This window comes from Halosimplex yunnanense, from assembly GCF_054504345.1.
The window spans coordinates 45916-68913 of the sequence record NZ_JBTJEL010000030.1 but is presented as its reverse complement, the minus strand read 5'-3'; the positions used below and the strand labels follow the sequence as shown (position 1 = coordinate 68913).

At 59.9% G+C, this 22998-nt stretch carries 16 protein-coding genes; 6 read left to right on the top strand and 10 right to left on the bottom strand.

The features are described 5' to 3' along the window. The first annotated feature begins 389 nt into the window (after positions 1–389). The gene (locus AB2U09_RS04725; RefSeq protein WP_459191540.1) at positions 390–1433 is read left to right on the top strand and encodes a hypothetical protein; all 1044 of its coding nucleotides are present in this window, start codon (positions 390–392) and stop codon (positions 1431–1433) included. A 143-nt stretch (positions 1434–1576) separates the two neighbouring features. Here the strand turns inward: AB2U09_RS04725 and AB2U09_RS04720 are convergent, their stop codons facing one another. Continuing rightward, positions 1577–2662 (bottom strand): glycosyltransferase family 4 protein, encoded by a 1086-nt coding sequence (locus AB2U09_RS04720; protein ID WP_459191539.1) that lies wholly within the window; start codon positions 2660–2662, stop codon positions 1577–1579. A 172-nt stretch (positions 2663–2834) separates the two neighbouring features. Between AB2U09_RS04720 and AB2U09_RS04715 the strand changes: the two genes are divergently transcribed. Continuing rightward, the gene (locus tag AB2U09_RS04715) at positions 2835–4100 is read left to right on the top strand and encodes a polysaccharide pyruvyl transferase family protein (RefSeq protein WP_459191538.1); all 1266 of its coding nucleotides are present in this window, start codon (positions 2835–2837) and stop codon (positions 4098–4100) included. A 132-nt stretch (positions 4101–4232) separates the two neighbouring features. Here the strand turns inward: AB2U09_RS04715 and AB2U09_RS04710 are convergent, their stop codons facing one another. From AB2U09_RS04710 to AB2U09_RS04685, 6 genes are all read right to left on the bottom strand, one after another. Further along, positions 4233–6119, bottom strand: coding sequence for a heparinase II/III family protein (locus tag AB2U09_RS04710; protein WP_459191537.1), 1887 nt, complete (start codon positions 6117–6119; stop codon positions 4233–4235). After that, positions 6112–7359 carry a glycosyltransferase family 4 protein gene (locus tag AB2U09_RS04705; protein WP_459191536.1) on the bottom strand — a complete coding sequence of 416 codons (1248 nt, stop codon included), beginning with the start codon at positions 7357–7359 and terminating at the stop codon, positions 6112–6114. Before AB2U09_RS04705 ends, AB2U09_RS04710 begins: the two co-directional genes overlap by 8 nt. A 6-nt stretch (positions 7360–7365) precedes the next feature. Next, on the bottom strand, positions 7366–8661 hold the full coding sequence (locus AB2U09_RS04700; protein ID WP_459191535.1) for a nucleotide sugar dehydrogenase: 1296 nt from the start codon (positions 8659–8661) through the stop codon (positions 7366–7368). Continuing rightward, positions 8658–9776: a non-hydrolyzing UDP-N-acetylglucosamine 2-epimerase gene (gene wecB, locus AB2U09_RS04695; RefSeq protein WP_459191534.1), complete on the bottom strand. Its 1119-nt coding sequence runs from the start codon at positions 9774–9776 to the stop codon at positions 8658–8660. Before wecB ends, AB2U09_RS04700 begins: the two co-directional genes overlap by 4 nt. 74 nt (positions 9777–9850) lie before the next feature. Beyond that, positions 9851–11161, bottom strand: coding sequence for a glycosyltransferase family 2 protein (locus AB2U09_RS04690; protein ID WP_459191533.1), 1311 nt, complete (start codon positions 11159–11161; stop codon positions 9851–9853). 1619 nt (positions 11162–12780) lie between these two features. Further along, positions 12781–13557, bottom strand: a complete 777-nt coding sequence (locus AB2U09_RS04685) for a class I SAM-dependent methyltransferase (RefSeq protein WP_459191532.1) — start codon at positions 13555–13557, stop codon at positions 12781–12783. 873 nt (positions 13558–14430) lie between these two features. Between AB2U09_RS04685 and AB2U09_RS04680 the strand changes: the two genes are divergently transcribed. Beyond that, entirely contained in the window at positions 14431–15504 is a 1074-nt protein-coding gene (locus AB2U09_RS04680; protein WP_459191731.1) for a Gfo/Idh/MocA family protein, read from the top strand. Positions 15505–15548: 44 nt separating this feature from the next. Then, entirely contained in the window at positions 15549–16337 is a 789-nt protein-coding gene (locus tag AB2U09_RS04675) for an IclR family transcriptional regulator (RefSeq protein ID WP_459191531.1), read from the top strand. A gap of 43 nt (positions 16338–16380) precedes the next feature. On the opposite strand, the gene AB2U09_RS04670 is transcribed toward AB2U09_RS04675, so the two are convergent. From AB2U09_RS04670 to AB2U09_RS04660, 3 genes are read right to left on the bottom strand one after another with little or no spacing between them, the layout of a single operon-like run. Beyond that, a complete protein-coding gene (locus tag AB2U09_RS04670; protein ID WP_459191530.1) occupies positions 16381–18399 on the bottom strand; it encodes an ABC transporter substrate-binding protein in 2019 nt (672 codons plus the stop codon). A 57-nt stretch (positions 18400–18456) separates the two neighbouring features. After that, positions 18457–19545, bottom strand: coding sequence for an ABC transporter permease (locus AB2U09_RS04665; RefSeq protein WP_459191529.1), 1089 nt, complete (start codon positions 19543–19545; stop codon positions 18457–18459). Next, positions 19532–20563 carry an ABC transporter permease gene (locus AB2U09_RS04660; RefSeq protein ID WP_459191528.1) on the bottom strand — a complete coding sequence of 344 codons (1032 nt, stop codon included), beginning with the start codon at positions 20561–20563 and terminating at the stop codon, positions 19532–19534. The genes AB2U09_RS04665 and AB2U09_RS04660 overlap by 14 nt, the downstream gene beginning before the upstream one ends. Before the next feature lie 199 nt (positions 20564–20762). Between AB2U09_RS04660 and AB2U09_RS04655 the strand changes: the two genes are divergently transcribed. Further along, positions 20763–21875 carry an ABC transporter ATP-binding protein gene (locus tag AB2U09_RS04655; protein WP_459191527.1) on the top strand — a complete coding sequence of 371 codons (1113 nt, stop codon included), beginning with the start codon at positions 20763–20765 and terminating at the stop codon, positions 21873–21875. Then, positions 21868–22989 (top strand): ABC transporter ATP-binding protein, encoded by a 1122-nt coding sequence (locus AB2U09_RS04650; RefSeq protein WP_459191526.1) that lies wholly within the window; start codon positions 21868–21870, stop codon positions 22987–22989. The genes AB2U09_RS04655 and AB2U09_RS04650 overlap by 8 nt, the downstream gene beginning before the upstream one ends. Positions 22990–22998 lie beyond the last annotated feature (9 nt).

Sequence of the window (22998 nt, the reverse complement as noted above, 5' to 3'; positions counted from 1 at the left end):
TCCATCGGAGTCGGTCTATTGGCCACATATCTTTTCCCCGTCTCAGACACAGTCGGACCGACGTGATCGAGATAGAACCCGGATCATCCGAATAGAAACGCGCCCCCGTCCGCGCTTGGAAGGTGGTCCGGTCACAGCATCGAATGCAGACGGGTAGTTGAACGCCCTACCTTTCGATTTCACTGTACACAGGGTCTGGTTCGATCCGTCCGCCCCGGAAGATATCTACCGGTATTCGGGTCTCAATGCAGTACTGCAAGCTCGTGCGATCCGGACACTCTAGGGTAACGATCGGAGGTTGTGATCGAGTTACTACAACACCGATACCAATTCACACTGGTGTTCGAAATAGGACACATATTTATAACAGGTATGGCCGTCTATTCGCTATGAACCTCCCCATCCGCCGCGGTGTGGAGATCGTTCGGGAAGAGGGGGTTAAACCGCTCGTAGCCAAGGGAATGCTAAACGCAGTCAGACCGATCGTGAATACGTCTACGTCCCGCTTCCCAACGGGGACAAACATCTTCGACAGAGAGTGGGACGTTCTCGTGATCTTGGACGCGTGTCGAAGCGACGTCTTTCACGAGGTCTCTCAGACCACGCCCTGGCTGGACGATGTCGGTGAGATAAAATCAGTCGGGAGCATGTCTCCCGAGTGGATTCTCAAGACCTTCACTCCGGAGTACCGAGATGAGATTTCAGATACGGCATTGCTATCGGGTAACGTGTGGACAGATAGGATCTTCGAAGACCGGCTGCATGAACAGACGGATCACGGGTATCCGACGCTAAACCAGGGGGCTCCGAAATGGGAGGTCGCCACTGCCGACGATTTCGCGTATTACGAGCGCGTACTCCCGATCGCCAATCAGGACATTCGCCTCCTTCCGGAGAGCACCCATTTACCGCACGTGATGACCGACCGCGCGATCGCCTTATCGCGCGAAAACGACTTCGATCGATTGATAGTCTGGTACGAGATCCCGCACCTGAAACTGATCGCCGACGCGCTCGACTGGAAATCAGGAGAGCTATCGGTATCTGAATTGATGTCGGGGCCCGAACAGACTCGAGATCTGCGGGCAACAGAGAAATCGTTCGATCCCGCCAGGAGAGGCGAGGTCTCGATCCGGGAGATGCACGAGCTGTACGAAAGGAACGTACAATTCGTTCTGGATTACGTCAAAATCCTCGCAGAGAATGTAGAAGCCGAACGACTCGCTATCTCCGCGGACCACGGCGAAACCCTGGGTGAATTCGGAGTATGGGGTCATCCGTTCGGATCCCCGCTGTCCGCGGTCCGGTCTGTCCCGTGGGCGACCGTGACCGCGACGGACGAACGGACATACGAACCGAAGTTCGACGCGCTCGAACGGGAGCCGGCTGAGGAAGAAGTCGAAGAGATCCTCGCCGATATGGGTTATATTTGAGACTGACAGACCCCGGCAGGCAAAGTGCTACAAGGCTCCGAGAATGCAGACCAACGCGTGGAGCCGACTGCGGAGACTAACTACAGGTTGGGTCGCGGACCGTCGAATGCCGTCGATAGATCCCCGCTGCGGTCACTGCGGGGTCACTCGCGTTCGTCCGGGACGACGTCCCATCCGAAACTATCGAGGTAATCCAGTAATTCGTCGGTGACTGCCTCAGCACTATACTGCTCCGAAATTTCGAACGCATTCTGCTGCATCGCCCTCAGTTCCGAATCGTGTGACGATACGTACTGGAGTTTTTCCGCGAGCTTCTCATGATCACGCGGCTCGAATAGATAGCCATTCGTTCCAGTCTCGATCAACTCGCTGTTGAAGTTCCAGTCCGTCGCGATGATCGGGCAACCGGCCATGAAGGCTTCGATGAAGACACCCGGAAACCCTTCGCCCGGATAATATGACGGGAAGACGAAAACATCGTACTCCTTCAACGTCTCTATGACGCCCCCGTCGGGGATTTTCCCTTTGTATTCCGCTCCGGTCGTCTTCGCGCACGTTTCGCGGAACGAATCCTCGTATGGATCATCCTCCAGAAAGTGACCGTAGATATCGAGTTTCACGTCCGCCCCGTTCGAACGGGCGAGCGAATAGGCGGCCAAGAGATCGTCCAGCCCCTTCGTCTCCTTGATCCGGCCGACGTACACGATCCTGAGCGGACCGTCAGAGGTCGTACAGGCCTCGAGTTCGTATTCCCGGGGGCGTTCTCGGAGATTTGGAAGTGTCTCAACGAGAGTCCTGTGATCCGTCGTCCTCCGGATTGGCGTCGACAGTGAGTCGGTTTCCGGGAAAATGCCATCGAACGAACCGAACATTCGAACGGCCATCTGCCGCAACCCAGGGGGGAACGATTCGAGTTCCTCGGCGAATTGACCACCCATCGGGAGCAATACCCCCTGGGCCGAAGAGGTCCGGAGCCGTGGGAAAAGAACCAGTCCGACAGCTAATCTCACTTTCGTCGACGCGGAGAGGATGTAGTAATCGTATTCCGTAGATGCGCTGACGATCTCTTTGACGGTATCCGCCCCGAATTCGAGGGTATTTACCCAATCGACCGTTACTCCGGCGTTTTCGAGACCGCTCTTCAAGTCACGATTTTTGATCCCGGGTCCTGTAATTGGTGGTGAAAGCGGACCGATCCCACACACCGGGCTGGTTTCCCCCTGTCTCATATCCAACAGAATCACGAGAGTATACAATAAAATCATCTATCTATCTCCCGTTCTGAAATATCGTCAAAAGAATATTACGGCCGGCTCTCGTCGGTCACCGGCAGTATCGTCACTACCGTTCAGAATATTATCAAGATTAAAATATCAGTAAGCCGATTTCCGGATCAACACGATGAACATAGACTCGCTCAGTTTCGTCTATGCTTACGGATGCCGGAACGCCGGCGACTTCGCGATCAATCAGGGATCGGTAACACTCCTGGAACGCACCCTGCCGGACACGACCGTCACAGCGATTTCACGCTTCGACGAGGAGTCCGAAGAGTACAGCGAGATAGAGGAGAAGATGGACTCTTTCGAAAAAGAGATCCAGTTGTTCGGCGGACCGATCACGTACGACCCGAAATCACAATCCCGATCCGAGCAGTTCCTCTCGCTCACCAAAAGCGGGTTGCAGTACCTGTACGATATTGCCGGGTTCAGTGAGGAATCCCGGTTCTACTCGCGGATGTACGACCAGATTACTGGTTCCGACGCGATGATATACAATGGGGGCAACGCCATCCACTACTCGCCAAGCCACCAGAGTTTCACTTATCTGCTTGCGGTACTGTATCCGCTCCATGTCGCTCGGCGAAACGACGTTCCGTACGCGCTTCTGCCACAGACAATATTCGGGCTAGAGGGCATTGCTAAAGAGCTGGTCGTCCCGATCCTAAACGACGCGGAGTTCGTGATGACGCGCGATATGGAGACGTTCCGATATCTGTCTCAGTTTGGCCTCTCCACGCAACTCATTAATGCAGTCGATACGGCATTTTTGAACGGCGATCCCTCTCCTGCTACTGCCTCGTCCGAGCAGAGGGAGATCGCGGTCGTCCCCCGATTCTCGACGCTGGGGGATACCGGTGAACGAGCGAAGAAAGATAGCGAGATGGAGGAGACCTTCTTCGAATACCTCCGAACGCTCGTTGCGAGAGGTCACCGAGTCACGCTAACTCTCCAGACGGAGATAGACAAAGAGTGGGCGGAGGCGAACCGAGAGCGACTGAAGTCGATCGGTGTAGAATTCTTCGTGAACTTCGATCCAGCAGCGCTGCGAGAGCATTACGACGACGTCGATCTCCTCGTGACGATGCGGCTCCACGCCGCGATCTTCGCCCTGTCCGTTGGAACGCCGACGATCAGCGCATACAAACCCGGCTGGGGTCCGAAGATCCGGGGAACGTTCGAAACGCTCGACATCAGCGAGTACGTGTTGACCTGGGACGAAGCGACGCTCGAAGCGCTCACGTCCGTAACTGACGACGCCCTCAGAAACCTCGAAACGCTCTCGGAGGAGATTACTTCGAGTGTAACCACGCGGAATCGACAGATGTCCAGCGACTTCAGGAGCGCACTAAGGGTGGCAGACGGGTTCTCCAGCGAACGGCCCTGATGGAATAGCTGTACTTCCAGCCGCCACATCTTCACCATGTTCAGTGTCTCTTCTCTCGAACCGACTTCGATCGGTAGGCGATTATCTGGCTTACTGACTGCGAGGCAGAGGCGGTCTATCGGGGTGGAAAGACTAACCGACCGAGTCGAGATCAGACAGGTCAAACGATTCACCCGCGACGGTGAGAACGCCTTGATCGCTGCGGTACTCGACCTCTCCAAGTTTATCGGTCGAGATGACGTAGCCCGCGGGAGTCGTGCCGTAATCGATCTCGAGAGCCGTTCGTGTGATCTCCGTTCCGAACTCGGGGAAGTACGGACTCGATTTCAGAACGCAGTCCGCACAGTTCACGAGACGGATTTCACCGAGCGACTCGCCGGACTCGGTCGATATCTGGAATCGGCCTTCGGTTCTCCGCTCGACAGTGATTGATGGGTGGAAGTGAAGTCTCGACGTCGTCGGAGCGTCGCCGGCTTTCGAGACCCTATCGACGACGACCCACATCTCTTCGTCTGTCAGAATTCGTCGCGCGTGTGTATACGATGGTCCGGGTCCCCGTGGAGTACTGTACCGGCCTTCAACTGCCTCGAACGACCTATCGCGACGGACGGATATCTTCGGTTCCGTACGGCGGCCTAGAAGATATTGCCCTCCGACGGTAATGGGGTTCGAATCGCCGACCTGCACGGAATTGTGACTCCGGATGCCTCTCGCGTATTGGCGGCGGGTATCGGCCGTATATTGATACACTCCCGTGTCAGTGAGCACGCGTTGACCATCGAGCCACAGCAAGATACTGAGCAGATCGACGTGTGAGTGACCCGGCAGATGGGGTGGGCCGACCGGCCCACCGTCGACGAGCATTCGATCGACACCACTTCCCAACCAGTAATACCCAGACGACTCGAGGGCCGGTGAATCGCTCGTCGCCGAGACGCCTACTGCGGTAGCATACGCAGTTACCTCTGCGATCGATAGCACCTCGTCAAATTGAGAGTCGTTTAACAACGGGATGCGACCGTCCGGCGGGGTCAACCCATCGATGAACTGTGTGGCCCGCCGAGCCGTCCGCTCCACTTCCGGGGGGATCGGGTGTCCGTATTCTGCCAGAAGGTCAGCAGCCGTCAGAAACCGCGTGAGGACCATAATATGATACATTGGGCTCCGTTCGAAGTGTCCACCGTCGCCGAGGAACTGGCTCGTCGCAGTCTCTTCGAACAACTCCGTTCCTAACTCCGCCCAACTGTGATCCTGCTCGAAAACCAATCCAGCCATGAGCAGGGCGAGCGCGTTCTCGATGAGATGGTTCCCCCCGACGTCCCGCTCCACGTGGTTGCGCAAGAATAAAGCGTTCTTGTAGAGGAACTCCAGGGCAAATTGCCGGTCAGCGAGCATTTCGTGCTCGTCGAGCCACGCACAGTATCGGCTAAGGTTCATCACTCGGAGCGAAACTGCGTGCGGGATCCAGTCTCGCCGAAGATATTCCGGCGCCCCGATCGTCGTGGTCGAAGCCATGGCTCGCAACCACGGATCAAGTACCTTCACTACGAGTTCGTCACTCCGGGCCGGTTTTTCGTCCCCAAAGACGAACCATTCGAGCGGTTCCAGAGACTGGAACTTGAGCCACCAAAGGAGGGGCACGTCCGAAAGCTGGTCGTCGTCCCACGCGATCGTCCGGTCGGTATCGAGCGAGACGTCGTGGCCGAGAAACTCGATCCGATTCGATTCGAATCGCTCGAGGTCGGTCCGGTGAGAACGCCTCGTGTCGGCGTCGAGACAGCCGCGGAGCGTCGCGGTATTACGACAGAGCGGAGAGAGTGAAGCGCACGGTTCGGCCGGGATCTGACGTTCGTACCGGGCGTCGAAATCGAATGGGAGCCGGGGCAAAACCGTCTGGCGAATTTTGCGTTCTACGATACCAACGAATTGCTCCCGTTGGAGCCGTGATGCCGTGAAGATGCCGAGTTTCGCCTGTTCAACCGGGCTCATATTCCGAACTTCCCGGTCGAGTTCAGTCAAGAGGCTGGCCCTCCGGGAAAGAATTCGTCTTCGATCCGGACGCAGACATCTGAGTGACTAGATCGGCGAACTCCTTGGCGATGGCTTCCCGCTCGTATTGCGAGATGACGAACTCCCGGCCCCTTTCTGCGAGTTGCTGGCGGTGCGTATCCTCCGATAGCAGTTCGTCAAGCGCGTCTGCAACCGCCTCCGGCGATCCGGGCGGAACGACACCAGCCTCTGACTCCTGTACGATATCTTCTATCTTTCCACGCCCGAGCGCGAGCACGGGCAGTTCACAGGCCCAGTATTCGTAGAGTTTCGTCGGGACTGCATACTCTAGCGACTCGCGTTCTTTCAAGGGAGCGACCCCGACTCGGGCCTCACTCAGCAACATCGGGATCTCCTCCCGTGAAACGATCCCTGTGAATTCGACCTGGTCGCCGACATCGACCTCGTCTGCAAGCCGGTTCAGTTTTGGACGTAAGTCACCGTCCCCGACGATCCGGAATGTGACGTCGTGGTCGGTGTACTGAAGCGCGCGGACGCAGGTTTCTAGGTCTTGACCGTACCCGACGTTCCCCGTGTAGATTAGATCTACCGTAGTTTCGCGATCGCGGGGTTTGAACGAACTCGTATCGACACCGTTCGGGAGGACACGGACCTCCGTGTCGAAGGTATACTGATCTCGGAGTTGTTCGGTGGTCCCGTCAGTCGTGACGGTGATCAGATCGGCTGTCCGAAGTTCGAGTTCACGATACCATCGACTCGTCTTCGTGACGAGACCTCCTTCCGATATAAAGCCGAGATCGGAAGAGACGTCGATCCAGAGGTCCCGAATGTCGAGAACCCATTTCGTCGATCCGGTCAGGCTAAACGGGAGGGCTATCATCCCCGTGAAGATCGGCGGCGACGTTGTGATGATGACGTCGAACTCCTTGCGTCGCCAGAGCAGCCAGAACAACGCGTGGACGACGAAGGTGAAATAGTAAAGCATCCGTTCGAGAAAGGAGGGATCGACTTCACGCAACTGCCACGCCCAGAGCCGGACGACCTCGTGACCGTTTTGATACTCGGTTCTCTCCCAGTCCCACGACCAATCGAAATCGGTCGCGGGATAACACGGAGGGGGAGCGATGACAGTCAGATCGATCTCATCGGACATATGCTCCGTCAGATCGCCGATTCGCGATGCGTTCCCCCCTTTTTCTGGCGGGAACTTTTGGCTCACGACGAGTGTCCGGGGCTTAGATTCGCTCATTGAACCCTAAATACGAATTATATCGAATCCGGCGGCTTCCCACGCCGACCGCTCGAAGATATCTTTCGAATCGACGAGAAGGGTTCCGTCCATCTGTGAGGAGACGAGTTCTGGGTCGAGTTCTTCGTATTCGCTGTGATCCGTGGCGACGATCGTCGCGTCTGCGCCAGAAACTGCCTCATCAATGGGGCACAGATCCAGCGTCTGATCGTCGACGTGTGGATCGTTCAGTCTGATATCGAGGCTCCCTAGCTCGCCCCCATCGGTCGAAACGGCGGTTTCTGCACTACTCGCCTCCCCTTGGAGTTGCCGGGCGATCCGCAGCCCCGGACTGTTCCGAACGTCGTCGACGTTACCTTTGTAGGCGACCCCGAGGATCGCGACGCGTTTTCCATCTAACTCCCCGAGTTCCGATTCGACAATGTCGATAATGTAATCCGTCATTCCGTCATTTATCTCCCGAGCAGTCGAGATGAGATCCAGTTCATCCGAATTGTGTCCCAAAAACCAGGGATCGATCGGCAAGCAGTGACCGCCCACGCCGGGACCCGGCTGGTGGATCTCGACGCGCGGATGTTCGTTCGCGAGTTCGATCGCTTCCCGAGAGTCGATCTCGTAATCGCGGGCCAGTTTCGCGAGTTCGTTCGCGAGGGCGATATTCGTGTCCCGGTAGGTGTTCTGGATGAGTTTGACGAACTCCGCTGTCGTCGCGTTCGCCGTGGTGTGGATCTCCCCTTCGACGAACGAGTCATAGAGGCGCACGGCTGCCTCCGTCGAGACGCCGTTGACACCACCGATTATTCTGTCGTTCTCCCGGAGCTCAGTGATAATATTGCCAGGTAGGACCGTTTCCGGACAGTGAATGAGGGCGAAGTCCCTCCCTGCGACGTACCCGGACTCCTCGAGTACTGGCTGTAAGGTGTTCACTGTCGTTCCCGGGGGAACGGTCGATTCGAGGATAACCGAGTCACCGGGACGCAGATGAGGTTTGATCGCCGCTCCCGCTTCCTCAACGTACTGGAGATCGGCGACTTTCGTCTCGTGATCGAACGGCGTCGGGACGGAGATAATGTGGTACTTCGATGCCGCGACCTCGTTTGCGACTTCCAGATTGCCGGAGTCGAGAGCCTCGGTGACGAACGCCCGCAATCCGGGCTCGTCGATCGATATCTGCCCGGCAGACAACTGTTCGACGAGTTCCTCGTCCACGTCGTAGCCAACGACCTGATGGCCGTAATTAGCCAGCATCGCTGCCGTCGGAAGTCCGATGTACCCCAATCCGTGAACGTATACGGAACTCATCGTTCGGCCTCCACAGAGCTAGGGCTTACTGTTTCGACGATCTGTTCCGCTGCATCCCCCTCACCGAATGGGTTACGCCACGATTGATTCGTGCTGAGCATGTCTCTTGTGTTCTCGAGTATTCGTTCTGGATCGGTTCCGGCTAGTCGATTGGCGCCCACTTCTAGCGTTTCTGGCCGCTCGGTGTTCTCTCTGAGCGTGACACACGGAGTGCCTAAAATACATGCCTCTTCCTGAACGCCCCCTGAGTCAGTGAGGATGATCGTCGCTTCTTGCTGGAGCCGAAGGAAATCGAGATAATCCTGCGGGTCGACCAGTTCGACTGCATCGGAGACGGTCAACTCGAACTCGTTCAGCCGTTCCCTCGCTCGGGGATGGATTGGATAGATCATCTGCAATCCGAGTTCCGCCGCGACCCTCTCAACACCACGCAGGATGCCCCGGAACTCGTCGCGATGATCGACGTTTTCGGCTCTGTGGGCGGTTACAAGGCCGAACGGTTCCCCAGAGACGGCTAATTCGGACAGGATCCTGCTCTTGCTCTCGGCTAACTTCTTGTTTTGGTCGACTGCATCTACGACGGTATTCCCCGTCTCGAAGATCTTCTCGTCGGGGATACCCTCATCACGGAGTAGTTCGGTGGAAGTGGCAGTCGGTGAAAAGAGATAATCTGCAGCATGGTCTGTGAGAACGCGATTCGTCTCCTCCGGCATCCCGTCGTCGAAGCTTCGAAGCCCTGCTTCGACGTGGCCTAGCTCGATGTCGAGTTTACTGGTCGCGACCGCGCCTGCGAGGACCGAATTGGTATCACCCTGAACGAGAACGACATCGGGGCTTTCCTCGAGCAAGATCGCCTCGATCTTTTCTATCATCTCGCCGGTCTGTTTCCCGTGCGTGTTGGATCCGACCCCCAGGTGGTGATCAGGCCGCGGGAGTTCGAGCTGGTCAAAGAACACCGTATCGAGAGAATCGGAATAGTGCTGCCCGGTGTGGACGATCGTGAAGGGCAGTCCCCGATTCTCACAGGCTCGGATCACCGGGGATAGTTTGATGATCTCCGGCCGAGTTCCGAGGACAATAGTGACGGAACACTCGTCGTCTGCATTCCCATCCATTGATTAACACTTCGAGGGAGTATGCTTATTAGTTACGACAGATGGGAGAGATCCGGAAGGCCACAGGAACCGGGTCAATCGAGATGCTGATTTAGCGAGTGGAGGATGATCCCCGTGAAGGCCGAGAAGATGCCGACAAGCGCGAAAAATACCGACACCACGGCGAGGCCGAGCGGAAAGGTCCCACTGTTGATGAAGTTAGAGAAGGTCCAGTAGCCGAATCCGATACCGATTATCGTACTGACGAACCCGGGTACGCCGAGCACCGAGATCGGACGCTGGCGTTCGACGGTCTTCAGTATATTATTAACCAGATTGAGTCCGTGTGAAACAGGGTTATGTGAACTCGCGTCTTCTACCTCGTAATCTATGGTCGTCCCGACCTCTTCGATTTCGAAGTCGTTCTCGTGGGTGTGGTAGAGGATATCCGTGCTGGCACTCATCTGGTCGCCGATCTCACCGCCGCTGGCGAGCGACTCCAGTAGCTCCGAGTCGTATGCCCTGAACCCGCTTTGAGTATCCCGTACACGGGAACGTGAACGCACAATTCCCATGCTCAGATTCGTCAGCGTGTTCACGACCCACAGCCCGAAGCGCCGATAGACGGGCGCGTTGGTGTCGCCGTCGACCGCGAACCGGCTCCCGATCACCAAGTTAGCCTCGTCTTCCAGCTCTTGAGCTAACCGGGGAATGTCCGTAGCATCGTGCTGCCCGTCGGCGTCAATGATCACCAGGGCACCGACGTCGCGTTCGTCGGCCTCGGTGAACAGTGTCTTGAGCGCCTGCCCGTAGCCCTGGTTGCGTTCGTGTTCGATGACGACGGCGCCAGCCTCACGAGCCAGTTCGGAAGTTTCGTCGGACGAACCGTCATCGACGACCAGCACGGAGTCGGCGTGGCGCCGCGCCTCGTAGACGACGTCGGCGATCGACTGAGCCTCGTTGTACGCCGGGATGCCGACAACGGTCTCGCCGGAGAGTTCGGCGGTCCGCGTTGTCACCGGCTCAATCTGGACTTCCGTCTCGTCGATCTCCGAGAGCGTCTCGTCGTAGTGGATCCGCCGACAGTCAGGCGAAGGAACGATAACGGCCTCATAGTCTTTCACCGAGGCCGCGATGCCCAGTTCCTCTTTGTACCGCTCCAGATCGTCGGTCGCCCGCGTTTGTACGATCTCGACGTCGAACTGCCTCGCGAGCCTCACTGTCTCCGTCTCTGCTTCCCCCGGCTGGAGGACGAAGACGTCGTGGCCGCGCCCCCGTGCGCGAACGATCGTCCGGAGTGCGTTCTCGGTGTTTTCTTCGGTCGCGATCACGCCAATGGCGACCTCTTGCGGCTGTACCTCCCGATGCTGCTCACTGCCCACCCGTTCGAGTTGGTCACTACTCATAGATATCCCGGATTTCGTCGTCATGACTCCGAAGACCCGGTGTCGCTCCATTCCGACCCATGATCCAGCACCTCTCTCGGTCTCGAGCCGGCAGTCCGCGCCGTTGCCACTCGTTCAATTGCCGGCAACAGCCGTGGAGAGATCTGGTACCCCGATTATCGAATTGCATTCTATCACCCATTTCGTTTGTTCGTCCCGGATGCCCACTCCCCAGCGGGTATCCGGTAACGTAGTTGCAGCACCGGTCCGCGACTTCAGTAATGTTAGGGAGGTAACGGTTTTACTTAAAACTGGAGGTTTGTGATCCTGATCTTCCGCAATACACGTTTCTACGGGCCAAATTGTTGCAGTTATACAGTAGATAATCCCATGGCCCAATGTGACATACCGGTCCCACTACGGGATCTGGACACCGTTTCAGAGTGACCGAACGGTGTTCACGAGTGAGTGTGAGTTAGTAACAAACATCTCGGATGTTCGGTCACGTGGACGGACGGCAGAACTCCCTACGTCAGGGTCCGGTAAAGACAGGATACAGGAAACGACATCACGGGATGGGCCGCCAAGGCTTGCGTAATTACTCCACAGACCGTTGGCCCCCATTGCCAACATGTAAACTATCTGTAATAAAGTGTCCGTCATACCGGACACTCATTACGTTGACGTGCTCGGTCGGCATCTCACCATTACACGGAGGACGTTCTCTCATCTCACATCGGGACAGATAGTAATCAACTCACAACCACTTCGTGAGTGATCGTTGCGCAGAATACATACAGGTGGCTCAGCCGATGGCTACGGAGAAGTATACGAACGTGAAGGGCATGCACAGTGCATTCTCTGACTTCGAACAGCACAATGCAGCTGCGAGTACGTCAGCAACGGGACCGACGAGGACTTCCCAGTCGTCAGTGTCGCCGACGGCTCGAATATTGAGAAATGGAGATGACCGCGTGCACGGAGACGTTCCATGGGACGGTAGTCCCGACAGGTACTTGCCGCGCCGACCGAGGCAGTCAGCGGCTATATCTCGACAGATAGGGACTGAGATGACCGGTGAGGTATAGAAGATGGGACTCTACACGTGTCAGGATGTCTGTACCGAGACACACTACAGTGCCCTCGAACAAGAATCGCTGATTCAATACTGATACCGTCACGAGGACAGTTCCAACCAGGAATCAGCCGATAAGAGAGGGGCAACCCCGAGTAATTCGAGAAGCTCGCTTGCCGAGGAAACGATTCAGAGAACCCAATCTGCGAATCTCACGTCAAATTTCTCCGCGGGCAATCAAATCACGGCTCGAGCTCGGTAAAATCGGACTTCTAATCGTAGCTCTGCTGTCCAGTTGAACGACAGTAATCGCGGTGTGGTTGCACCGTTGGGGTCGAATGTTTGCTCACGCCACGGGTTCGGTCACCCAGAGAGGACGTTCCGAAGGCGCTCATCAGGTATTGACTCCAGTAGTATAGCCGCCGACTAGCAAGCGTATCGAAAGCTTCCACTGTGGGGAGTAAAGTACGATCGCGGACCGACTATTCTCTCGACCAGAATTCAACCACCAACAGCCGATCAGGAGTCGATACTCCTGAACGGACCAGGCCCGCGAAAGAGGATGCTATCCGTCCGTTAGCCGTTCTCTGGTCTTCGCCAGGTGCTGGTCAACGACAGTCGTATCGAGGTCGTATTCGGGATCAGTGTATGGTTTCACAGCAAATAGCGTATCATCAATCAATCGGTATCGTGATAGATATCCCTCATCGACGAGTAAGTTTGCGTGGCAAAACGTCCTGTAATTTTTCCCGCCCCCAAGCGGGTAACGCTCCGATTTCGGGCGATAATTCTTTTCAGGGGAGTAATCATCAATGATCACTGTCGCCCCCGGGAGAAGATGGTCATAGAAGAGCTCAAAGTCACGATCCAGGTTCCCGTCTGCATCAAGACAGAGTACTGAGACAGGAAGCTCTCCGGAGATCGCCGGCGGTAATTCGGAATCGCGGTCCAGGTGCTGGGTGACTACTTGAACTCGGTCAGCTACCCCCCATTCCCGAATATTCTGTTCAAGTATCCCGATGTTATCTTCTTTTGCCCCGTATTTAGAACGAGATCCCCCTTCGCCCTTTTCAACTGTAATGACCTCTCCATTACTATTACTGTCAGCTAGCCCTAATGCGAGTGCGATAGAGCCGGCTCCGTGGGCTGCCCCGACCTCGATTATATTTCCGTCTTGAGTTGCTTTTGCACTCTTATAGAGTTCTTCATACACCTCTTCCGAGAGCATCCCGTTACATTCGTGTTTGAGCTTCGAGAAGCGAGTTGGCCACAATTTCTGATAGATTTCTCTTGCTGCTGGCTTCAAAAACCATGGCAGTCTATCGTAGACTCCTTGAGCCATACACCCCCTCGGTGCACCAGGTAATTGGATTTGCCGGTCAGTTGAGGGGAGGGGCTCTACCTTGGCATCATCAGCATCCATCAGGCCTCTTTGAGTTCGACCCCTTACGGGAGGGTGTGACATCCTACCAGCAATCAGATTGATTGATTATACATACATCTATCATTTCTGGGCGTGCCGGTGTCGTACAGTTCGCACGGGTAGATGCAGGAGAGAACTAGCAGGGTAGAGAAGGCTCCGTCCCAGCTCGCGTCGAGGAGGGGACAATAAAGCCGCTTACCGATAGTTGGATGGATCCGCTATACTTTTTAAACCGAATGAGTGTCCTCTGTGCCTTGACAGCCGAACGATACGATCGCAGTCGTAGAGTTACTATTCCGTGAAAAAGGCATCAATACGGCTTTTTCCCCAGGGTCGATCTAGAGATCGGTACTCTACCGTTCTGGAAACCACGCTTCCGGCCTCACTCCGAGTCCGGCATGACATCCTGGGGGTCGACATCTCTTCGAATCATATGCGATTGGATAGAAAACAAGACTGATTAAATTACGATCACTTTTCGCTTCGTTTCGCCAGATCACCTCTCTCGTAATTGACCCAACATGGGGCTCACAAGGAAGCCGATCTCACGGATGTCGGTAGACACCACTTCTCTCGGTGTCCTGACCGGCGGTACGCACCAGAGGGCGGTCCGACCGCTTCCCATATTCTTCACCATGTCAAACCCTTCTAGAAGAGGTTTATACACCGTACATCCCTGGAATCCTGCACGTGACCGACCGGATGGAGAAGATCAGTGGAGTCGACGGGCGGTCCTCGCCGTCTGTCACCGAGAAAGGATTAACTGGTGTCCCACTGGAGGGGCTAGGAACCATGGACGAAACGGTGACCGTCGGGGTGGTCGGGCTGGGAACGCACGGGGCGAATCACGCGCGACTCCTGCGGGAGATGGGACACGAGGTGTTCGGCGTCGACGCGGACCCGACGGCGCGGACGGAGTTCGAGGAACGGTTCGACCGGCCGGCGTACGAGAGTCCGACCGACCTGTTCGACCGCGCGGTCGACGCCGTCGTCATCACGACGCCGAACAAATTCCACGAGCCCTCGGCCGTGGGCGCACTGGAGGCTGGACTGGACGTACTCCTCGAGAAGCCCCTGGCACACGACTTGGAGAGCGCCGAGCGGATCGCCGCGACTGCCCGCAAGACGGGCAACACCTGCATGGTCGGCTTTCACCACCGCCACAGGCGGGTCACCCAGGTCGCCCGCTCGTACGTCGAGAGCGGATACCTCGGCGAGTTGACCCACATCGACGCCAGGTACGTCCGGCGACGGGGCGTCCCGGGCCGCGGGACGTGGTACACCTCCGGGGAGATCGCCGGCGGCGGTGCCCTGGTCGACATCGGCGCCCACTGTCTCGATATGTTGCTGTACCTCTCCGGGTGGCCCGAACTCGAGTCGGTCAGCGCCGACGTCGACTCGCATTTCGGCCACCGCGACGACTACGCCTACCTGGAGATGTGGGGCGAAGACGACGACGCGAAGATGTACGACGTCGAGGACACCGTCACGGCCTTCTGCGAGTTCGCGAACGGGCTGACGGCCAGCGTCGAAGTCGCGTGGGCCGCGAACGACGAAGCGAGCCACGCCTATCGGATCAAGGGGAGGGAGGCCGGCGCGAAACTCGACATCACCAACTCGCTGGACGCGATCGAACCCGTCCCGGAGGAGCGCAACGACCTGACGCTCTACGAGGTCCGCAGCGGCGAACACGACCACTTCGTCGACTCGGAGGTCCACGTCCGGCCCAACGACCCCTACGTGGCCGAACTGGAGACGTTCGTCGAGGCCGTCGTCAGCGGCGACCGTCCCGCGGAGACGAACGTCCACGAGGCCATCGACGTCCAGCGCGTCATCCACCGGATCTACGCAACGCAGGAGTCGTGAGCGGGCGGCGACAATTTATTACCCTGGGGCGTATCTCGCGTGACATGACCGAACCCGGCGGGAAAACGGTCCAGTCCGTCGAGACCTCCCTCGCGATCGTCGACGCGATCCGCGAGCGCGAGCGCGCCGGCGTGACCGAACTCGCGACGGCGCTGGACTGTTCGAAAGCGGCCGTCCACCACCACGTGACGACGCTGCGCAAACACGGCTACGTCGAGCGCGTCGACGGCGGGTACCGACTCGGCCTGCAGTTTCTCTCGGTCGGCGGCCAGGTGCGCGAACACCAGCCGCTGTATCACCTCGCACGGGAAGACGTCGACGACCTGGCAGCCGAGACGGGCGAACAGGCCCGGCTCGTCGCCGAGCACGACGGACGGGGGATCACGATCTATCGCGCGACCGGCGAAGCGGAGGAGCACCCGCAACTCCACCTCGGTAGCGACGAACCGCTCTACTGCACCGCCGCGGGCAAGGCGTTCCTCGCCGAGTTGACCGACGACCGGATCGACCAGTACCTCGCGGAGACGACGCTCGACCCCTACACGTCGGCGACGGTCACCGATCCCGAGCGACTGCGTGCCGAACTCGACAGCATCCGCTCGGAGGGGGTCGCCTTCGACGACGAGGAACGGTACGAGGGCGTCCGCTGTGTCGCCGCTGCCGTCGACTCGCCCGACGGCGAACTGCTGGGTGCGATCAGTGTCTCCGGGCCGACCGACCGCGTCACCGACGAGCGGTTCCGCTCGGCTCTGCCGGACCAGATCCGGAACGTCGTCGGCGTGGTCGAACTCCAGAACACCTACGCCGGCTGGACCGACCAGTTCTCGCAGTAACGGACCGGGACGGGACACGGACGATGCAGCTATCCCGGTACGGTCACCTGCCGATACCGTCGACGTCGCCGTGGGCCATCCACTGCCAGTGGTTGCGCATGTAGTAGACGTCGTCGTCGGGGTTCGGAAAGACGAACTTCTCGGTGTTGCCGTAGTGGGTGAACACCTCGTCGAACAGTTCGAGGTTCGGCACCGCCCAGTTCGCGTACCAGGCGAACTCGGAGGCGAGCGACTGCAGTTCCTCCGTGGACTGCGTGCGGCGCATCGAGTCGTTGAGCACGAACGGTTCGAGCGTCTTCGTCTCCTCGACTTCCGAGAGATCGAGCGTCTCTGTACCCACCTTGGCGGGATACTCCGGCCGGATGGGCTGGCCGAGTCGGTCGTCGACCTCCTTGCCGTCGGTTATCTCGAGCGGTTGCGGTTCGCAGGTCTCGGCGCTCTTGCCGGGGTTTTCGAGCATGTTCAGCCCCCAGCCGCGCAGTTCCTGCCAGCCCTTGCCGTTGCGGCCGAGGCTGTACCACACCGCCGGATGAAGTCCCGACTGGAACCACGTCATCACGTCGAACTCGAAGGTGTTCTGCCACTTGTTCATCAGCCCCGAGTACGACAGCGACTGCACCTTCGTCTCGATCCCGAACTCTCCGAGTTTGTTGCTCAGGTAGTCGGAGATGAACTTGTACTTGTTCCACGGCGGCGTGATGTGCGTGAGTTCGATCGACCGCCCCTGGTCGTCGGTCCACGTCCCGCCCTGTTTGGTGTAGCCGGCCGCTTCCATCAGTTCCGTCGCGCGCTCGGGGTTCGCAGTCGACCCGTAGTCGATCAGATTACCGAGGAAGCCGTCCGGGAGGTAGTTGTCCTCCATCGGCCGGGAAGTCAGGTTCTGGGAGCGCACCGTCTGGGCGTTGACGCCGAGGCCACTGTCGAGGACCGTCGTGATGTCCTCGTAGTTGATCAGGTACGCCAGCGCGCGGCGGACCTCCGGTTTGGCGAGGTGGGGGTTGGCCTTGTTCAGTCTGAGGCCGATCTGTGCGCCCGTCGGCACGCTGTGGACGATCTCCATGTTCGGGTTGGGGACAGACGTTCCGGAGATCGCACCGACGTTCCCGGCGTCGACCTCGCCGTTCGAGATGGCCTGCGTGATCTTCTGGTTGCTCCCGAGCAGGTCGATAGTGAACTGCTTCAGGTTCGTATTCTCGGCGCGGGGGTGGTCGGAGACCTTCTCGTGGACGATCTGCTGGGTGTCCCAGTCGGTCGGCTTCCAGAGGCCACAGCCCCACCCCTCGTCGACGACTGTCTGCAGTGAGAGGCTCTCCTCGTTGATCTCCTTGTTGATGCTCTCGATCTCCGACTCGCTGGAGGCGTCGGCGAACCGCTCGAACCACGGCTCGTAGAACTCGTATTTCGGGAAGTTGAGGCTGTTGCGCTGGTTCAGCAGGGCGAGATCCGGGTTCGTCGGGCAGTTGTAGTTGAACCGGATCGTCGCCGGCTCGGTATCGATCACCTCGGCGGGGTTGTCGGGGTGTTTCTCCTGGTAGTGCTGGGTGAAGTTGGTGTAGGTCCGGGTAGAGAGGACGTCCTTCGGGCGGACCGGCGTTCCGTCCCACCAGGTGTACCCCTCAGCGAGCGTCAGGGTCGCCGAGCTGCCGTCGTCGGCGACCTCGAACGAGTCGGCCATGAACTTGATCGGCGTCCCCTGGAGGTTCGCCTGGATCGTCAGGTCCCCCCAGATCCGGTTGAAGAACCACTCCGAGTTGGAGTTCGGGCTCTGCGGATTGAAATTGCCCTCGACGGGGTTGAAGTCGCTCTTGAACGCCCAGTTGAAGTTCGAGTCCCGGGGTTCGACATCCTCGGCCACGGCCGTCTGCTCGGCCACGCTCTCCGTCGCTCCATTCCCCCCGCTCGTCTCGCCGTCGCCACTCGTCCCGGTTCCGCCATCGCCGGCAGGAGCATCCTCCTCTCCCCCGCCACTACACCCCGCAAGCGTCGACGCACCGACGCCCAGCACCGCTGACAACCACGTCCGGCGGCTCAGCTGGTCGTGTCCACCGCTATCATCCTGCATGGATGTCTGTGCCAATTCGTCGTTACTATAAAATAGTTTTGAATATTTGCGTATGTGTCAGTCGGCGTCGATGGCGGTCTCCTCCTCGTCCTGGAGGTGCCGGGCGCGGAGCCGGACGTTCCAGAGGCGGTCCAGCGACTGTGCGGTGAGGATCAGCCCGAGGACCAATGCGACGATGGTCAACATCGGGAAGACGAGCCAGTGGAGCTGGGCGACGTTGGTCAGGTCGGAGTTGTTGTACGCCTCCTGCATCATGATGCCCCAGTTCTGGGAGGTGGTCGGGAGCAGTCCGAGGAAGTACAGCCCGACCGCCTCGAAGATGATCCGCCGGGAACTGTTGGCGAAGTTGATCGAGATGTACGGCATCAGGTTCCGGACGACGTACTTCCGGAGGATCCGCCGGTCGGACAGGCCCATCACGCGGGCCGCCTCGATCACCTCGTTCTCCCGGATCGACAGCACCTCCGACCGAACGGTCCGGGCCAGCCCCGGCCAGTTGTTGATCCCGAGGATCAGGCCGACGACGAGCGGTCGCTCGGGCGCGTACACTGCCGCGAGGACGACGACCAGCGCGAGCGCCGGGATGGTCATCACCGTGTCGGAGAGCAGCATCAGCGCGTAGTCCCACCACCCGGCCTTGTAACCGGCGACGGTGCCGATCACCGTCCCGAGGACCATCGACAGCAACGCGCCGGAGGCGATCATCTTCAACATCGCCGGCGTCGCGTGGACGATCTGGCGGTCGATCTGCTGGCCGAGCACGCCCGTCCCGAGCGGGTAGGCCATGTCCTGGAACGGCGGCGCGAAGATCGGCGCCTCCATCGTCGTCGGCTTCGGGTAGACGAGGACGCCGACGGTTCCCATGAGGAAGAACCACGCTAACAGCCCGATGCCGACGACGCCGCGCGGATCCCCCCTGATGATCTGGAGCGGTGCGATCAGATGCTCGCGCACCCCGTGGCTGATCCGGTCGACTAGCGACTCCCGCTGGACGGACGTGTCCGGCGAGAACAGGTCCTCGTCGGCCGCGGTCCCACCGTCCGTGCGGACCAGCGCAGGCGGCGACCGGTCCCCGTTCGACGACGGGCGGTCCCCGGGCGGTGCCGTTCGCTCGTCGGTCGACTCGTCGCCGTCAGAAGGCTTCACGGTCACCACCTCCCTCGACGCGCGGGTCGATGACGCCGTAGGTCAGGTCGGCGATCAGGACGCCGAGCAGCGTGATCGCCGTGAAGAACATGAACGAGCCCATCAGCAGGGGGTAGTCGCGGTTGAGCAGCGCCTCGTAGGTGACGTAGCCCATCGCCGGGTAGCCGAAGATGGTCTCGAGGATGATCGACGAGGAGAACACCGTCGCGATGGCGAGCGTGAGGCTCGTGTAGATCGGGAGCAGGGAGTTGCGACCGACGTAGCGGATGGCGATCCGGGCGTCGCCGATCCCCCGGAGGTGGGCGACGCGGATGTACCCCTTCCCGAGTTCGCGGATGCAGTTGCCGCGGTAGGCCAGCGCCCCGCCGAACCCGGCGACGAACGACGCGAGCACCGGCAGCGCGGCGTGGCGGACGATGCTCAGCATGAAGTCCGGATTGAGCCCCGGCGTGTACGCGCGGTTGTAGAGGCCGCCCGACGGGAACCACCCGAGGTTGAACGAGAAGACGATAAGCACCACGATCCCGACGATGTAGAAGGGGACGGTCCGGTTGAGGATCGAGAAGCCGGTGACAAGTTTGTCGAAGCGGCTCCCCTCTTTGTAGGCCATCCCGGCGCCGAGCAACAGCGAGGTGGTCCGACCGAGGGCGATGCCGTAGACGCTGATGAAGATGGACCACTGCATCCGGGTGGCGAGTACCTCGGTCACGGGTTCGCTGAAGTGAAACGACCGCCCGAGGTCCTGGTGGAGGAACACCTGCTGCAGGTAGTCGAGGTACGCCAGCGGGATCGGACGGTCGGGGTTGATGTTCGTGTACGTCTCCACCATGGTGTTGATCCGTTCGAGCTCCGCCTGGCTGAACGACCCCGACGTGCTCATCTGTTGCATGAGCCGGAGCCGGACCATCTCCACCGGCCCGAACGGCATCAGCCGGAAGAGGGCGAAGGCCAGGGACGTGACCACGGCGAACACCAGTACGGCGTGGGCTGTCCGCTTGAGGAAGTAACTCGACGCCATGTGTTCGCCGTCGTAACTATCATGTTTATTCTTTGTGGTGCCGGCGGTCGGCGCTGCGCTACACCCGACAGGAGTTGGGCTACAGAGCGGACTGGGCGACGACAGCGAGAGAGGGGCGTTCGAGTTTCTTCGACGCACGCTGCTCCCGGTGGCCCATCTGAGGCGTAATTTTTTGTAGGAGGATAGAGAACTCCGGCGCATGCCAGTCGCGGAGTCACGAGCACGGCCAGCGGAGGATGTGGTCTTCGAGGTCCGGGACGTCTCGGTCACCTTCGACATGGAAGGCGGCGAGTCGCGGGTCCTCGACGGTGTGGACTTCGACGTCTACCGCGGGGAGACGCTCGGCGTCGTCGGCGAGTCGGGGTCGGGCAAGTCGATGTTCGCCTCGTCGCTGTTGAACGCCGTCGTCGAGCCCGGCCAGGTCGGCGGCGAGGTGACCTACTACCCCGAGGACGGCGACCCGATGACCGTGACCGACATGAGCGAGTCGAAACTCAAGGCCGACGTCCGGTGGTCGGAGATGGCGTTCGTCGTCCAGTCCGCACAGAGCGCGTTCAACCCGACGATGACCGTCCGCCAGCACTTCCTCGAGACCTTCGCCGCCCACGGAGTCGAGGAGGCGGCCGGTCTGCGTCGGGCCGACGAGATCTGCCGCGACCTCTACCTCAATCCCGACCAGGTGCTCCCGTCGTACCCCCACGAGCTATCGGGCGGGATGAAACAGCGCGTCCTGCTGGCGCTGGGCGTCGTGCTCGACCCCGAGGTGGTCGTCCTCGACGAGCCGACGGCGGCGCTGGACCTGCTGATGCAGCGGGCAATCGTCTCCCTGCTCTCGGACATCAAGGAGAAGTACGACCTGACGCTCGTGTTCGTCACCCACGACCTGAACCTGATCTCGCTCATCGCGGACCGGCTGGCGGTGATGTACGCCTTCGAGTTCGCGGAGGTCGGCCCGACCGAGCGGATCCTGACGGAGCCGGAGCATCCCTACACGCGTGCCCTGCTCAGTGCGGTCCCGAACGTTTCGGCGCCGATCGAGACGATGGAGGCCATCCCGGGGTCGACGCCGAACCCCAGTGACGTACCGAGCGGCTGTCGGTACCACCCGCGCTGTCCCGTCGCCGACAAGCGCTGTACTCGCGAGGACCCGCCGCTCGACGTGTTCGGGAGCGCCCACGCGGCTGCCTGCCACTACCCCGAGCGGTCACAGCGCGAGGTTCCGATCCCGACGGGGTCGGATCCGGTACACGACGTAGGGCCGAAGTCCGGCGGCGACGACGCCGCGAGCGAGGAGGACGACCGGGATGAGTGACGACGTCGTCGTCTCGCTGGAGAACCTGCACGTCCACTTCGAGAACAGCAGCCTGTTCGGGTTGCGGGACACGGAGACGGTCAAGGCCGTCGACGGCGTCTCGCTCGACGTCCACGAGAACGAGGTCCTCGCGCTGGTCGGCGAGTCCGGGTGCGGGAAGACGACGCTCGGGAAGGCCGCCATCGGGCTCCACCGCCCCAGCGAGGGCAGCGTTCGCTACCGCGGGACGGACGTGTGGGAGGCGAAAGACGCGAGCGGGCTGTTCGGCGGCGGGGACCAGGCCCACGACTTCGAGTCGATCCGCCGGGCGCTGCAGATCATCCACCAGGACCCCGAGGCGTCGCTGGACGCCAACTCCCGGATCGAGTCGATCCTCGCCGAACCGCTGCGGCGCTGGGAGCCCGACATGGGCCGCGCCGACCGCCGCGAGCACATCTACGGCTTCCTCGAGTACGTCGGGCTCGAACCCCCCGCGGACTACGCGGACCGGTACCCCCACCAGCTGTCGGGCGGGGAACAACAGCGCGTCGCGCTCGTGCGCGCCCTGCTGATGAGTCCCGACCTGATCCTCGCCGACGAGGCCATCAGTGCGCTGGACGTGAGCCTCCGGATCAACATGATGGACCTCATGCTCGAACTGCAGGAGGCGGTCGACACCTCCTACCTGTACATCACGCACGACATCTCCAACGCTCGCTATCTCACCGAACGGTCCGGCGGCCGCATCGGGATCATGTACCTCGGGAAGCTCGTCGAGGTCGGGCCGGTCGACCGGATCATCGAGGACCCGCAGCACCCCTACACGAAGGCCTTGCTGTGGGCGACGCCGGATCTCGCATCCGGCGAGCGGGCGACAGCAGCCCACGGCATCGAGGACGCACCGCTCCGTGCCATCGACGTCCCCGACGCCTCGAACCCACCCGACGGATGTCCGTTCCACGACCGCTGTCCGGAGGCCCGTGATGCCTGCACGGACGAACTACCCCCGAGGACGGAGGTCGCCAGCGGGCACCGGGTTCGCTGTTTCCGCGCCGAGGACGACCACCCCTACTGGGAGAGCCCCGAACTCCAGTCCGCGGAGAGCTCACCGACCGGCCGGTCGGCGGGCGACTGAACGCAGCGT

Excerpts from the sequence above, each read along its gene's own strand:
- AB2U09_RS04725 (WP_459191540.1), top strand. The coding sequence starts at position 390 with ATGAACCTCCCCATCCGCCGCGGTGTGGAGATCGTTCGGGAAGAGGGG.
- AB2U09_RS04720 (WP_459191539.1), bottom strand. The coding sequence starts at position 2,662 with ATGAGACAGGGGGAAACCAGCCCGGTGTGTGGGATCGGTCCGCTTTCA.
- AB2U09_RS04715 (WP_459191538.1), top strand. The coding sequence starts at position 2,835 with ATGAACATAGACTCGCTCAGTTTCGTCTATGCTTACGGATGCCGGAAC.
- AB2U09_RS04705 (WP_459191536.1), bottom strand. The coding sequence starts at position 7,359 with ATGAGCGAATCTAAGCCCCGGACACTCGTCGTGAGCCAAAAGTTCCCG.
- AB2U09_RS04700 (WP_459191535.1), bottom strand. The coding sequence starts at position 8,661 with ATGAGTTCCGTATACGTTCACGGATTGGGGTACATCGGACTTCCGACG.
- wecB (WP_459191534.1), bottom strand. The coding sequence starts at position 9,776 with ATGGATGGGAATGCAGACGACGAGTGTTCCGTCACTATTGTCCTCGGA.
- AB2U09_RS04690 (WP_459191533.1), bottom strand. The coding sequence starts at position 11,161 with ATGAGTAGTGACCAACTCGAACGGGTGGGCAGTGAGCAGCATCGGGAG.
- AB2U09_RS04685 (WP_459191532.1), bottom strand. The coding sequence starts at position 13,557 with ATGGCTCAAGGAGTCTACGATAGACTGCCATGGTTTTTGAAGCCAGCA.
- AB2U09_RS04680 (WP_459191731.1), top strand. The coding sequence starts at position 14,431 with ATGGACGAAACGGTGACCGTCGGGGTGGTCGGGCTGGGAACGCACGGG.
- AB2U09_RS04675 (WP_459191531.1), top strand. The coding sequence starts at position 15,549 with ATGACCGAACCCGGCGGGAAAACGGTCCAGTCCGTCGAGACCTCCCTC.
- AB2U09_RS04670 (WP_459191530.1), bottom strand. The coding sequence starts at position 18,399 with ATGCAGGATGATAGCGGTGGACACGACCAGCTGAGCCGCCGGACGTGG.
- AB2U09_RS04660 (WP_459191528.1), bottom strand. The coding sequence starts at position 20,563 with ATGGCGTCGAGTTACTTCCTCAAGCGGACAGCCCACGCCGTACTGGTG.
- AB2U09_RS04655 (WP_459191527.1), top strand. The coding sequence starts at position 20,763 with ATGCCAGTCGCGGAGTCACGAGCACGGCCAGCGGAGGATGTGGTCTTC.
- AB2U09_RS04650 (WP_459191526.1), top strand. The coding sequence starts at position 21,868 with ATGAGTGACGACGTCGTCGTCTCGCTGGAGAACCTGCACGTCCACTTC.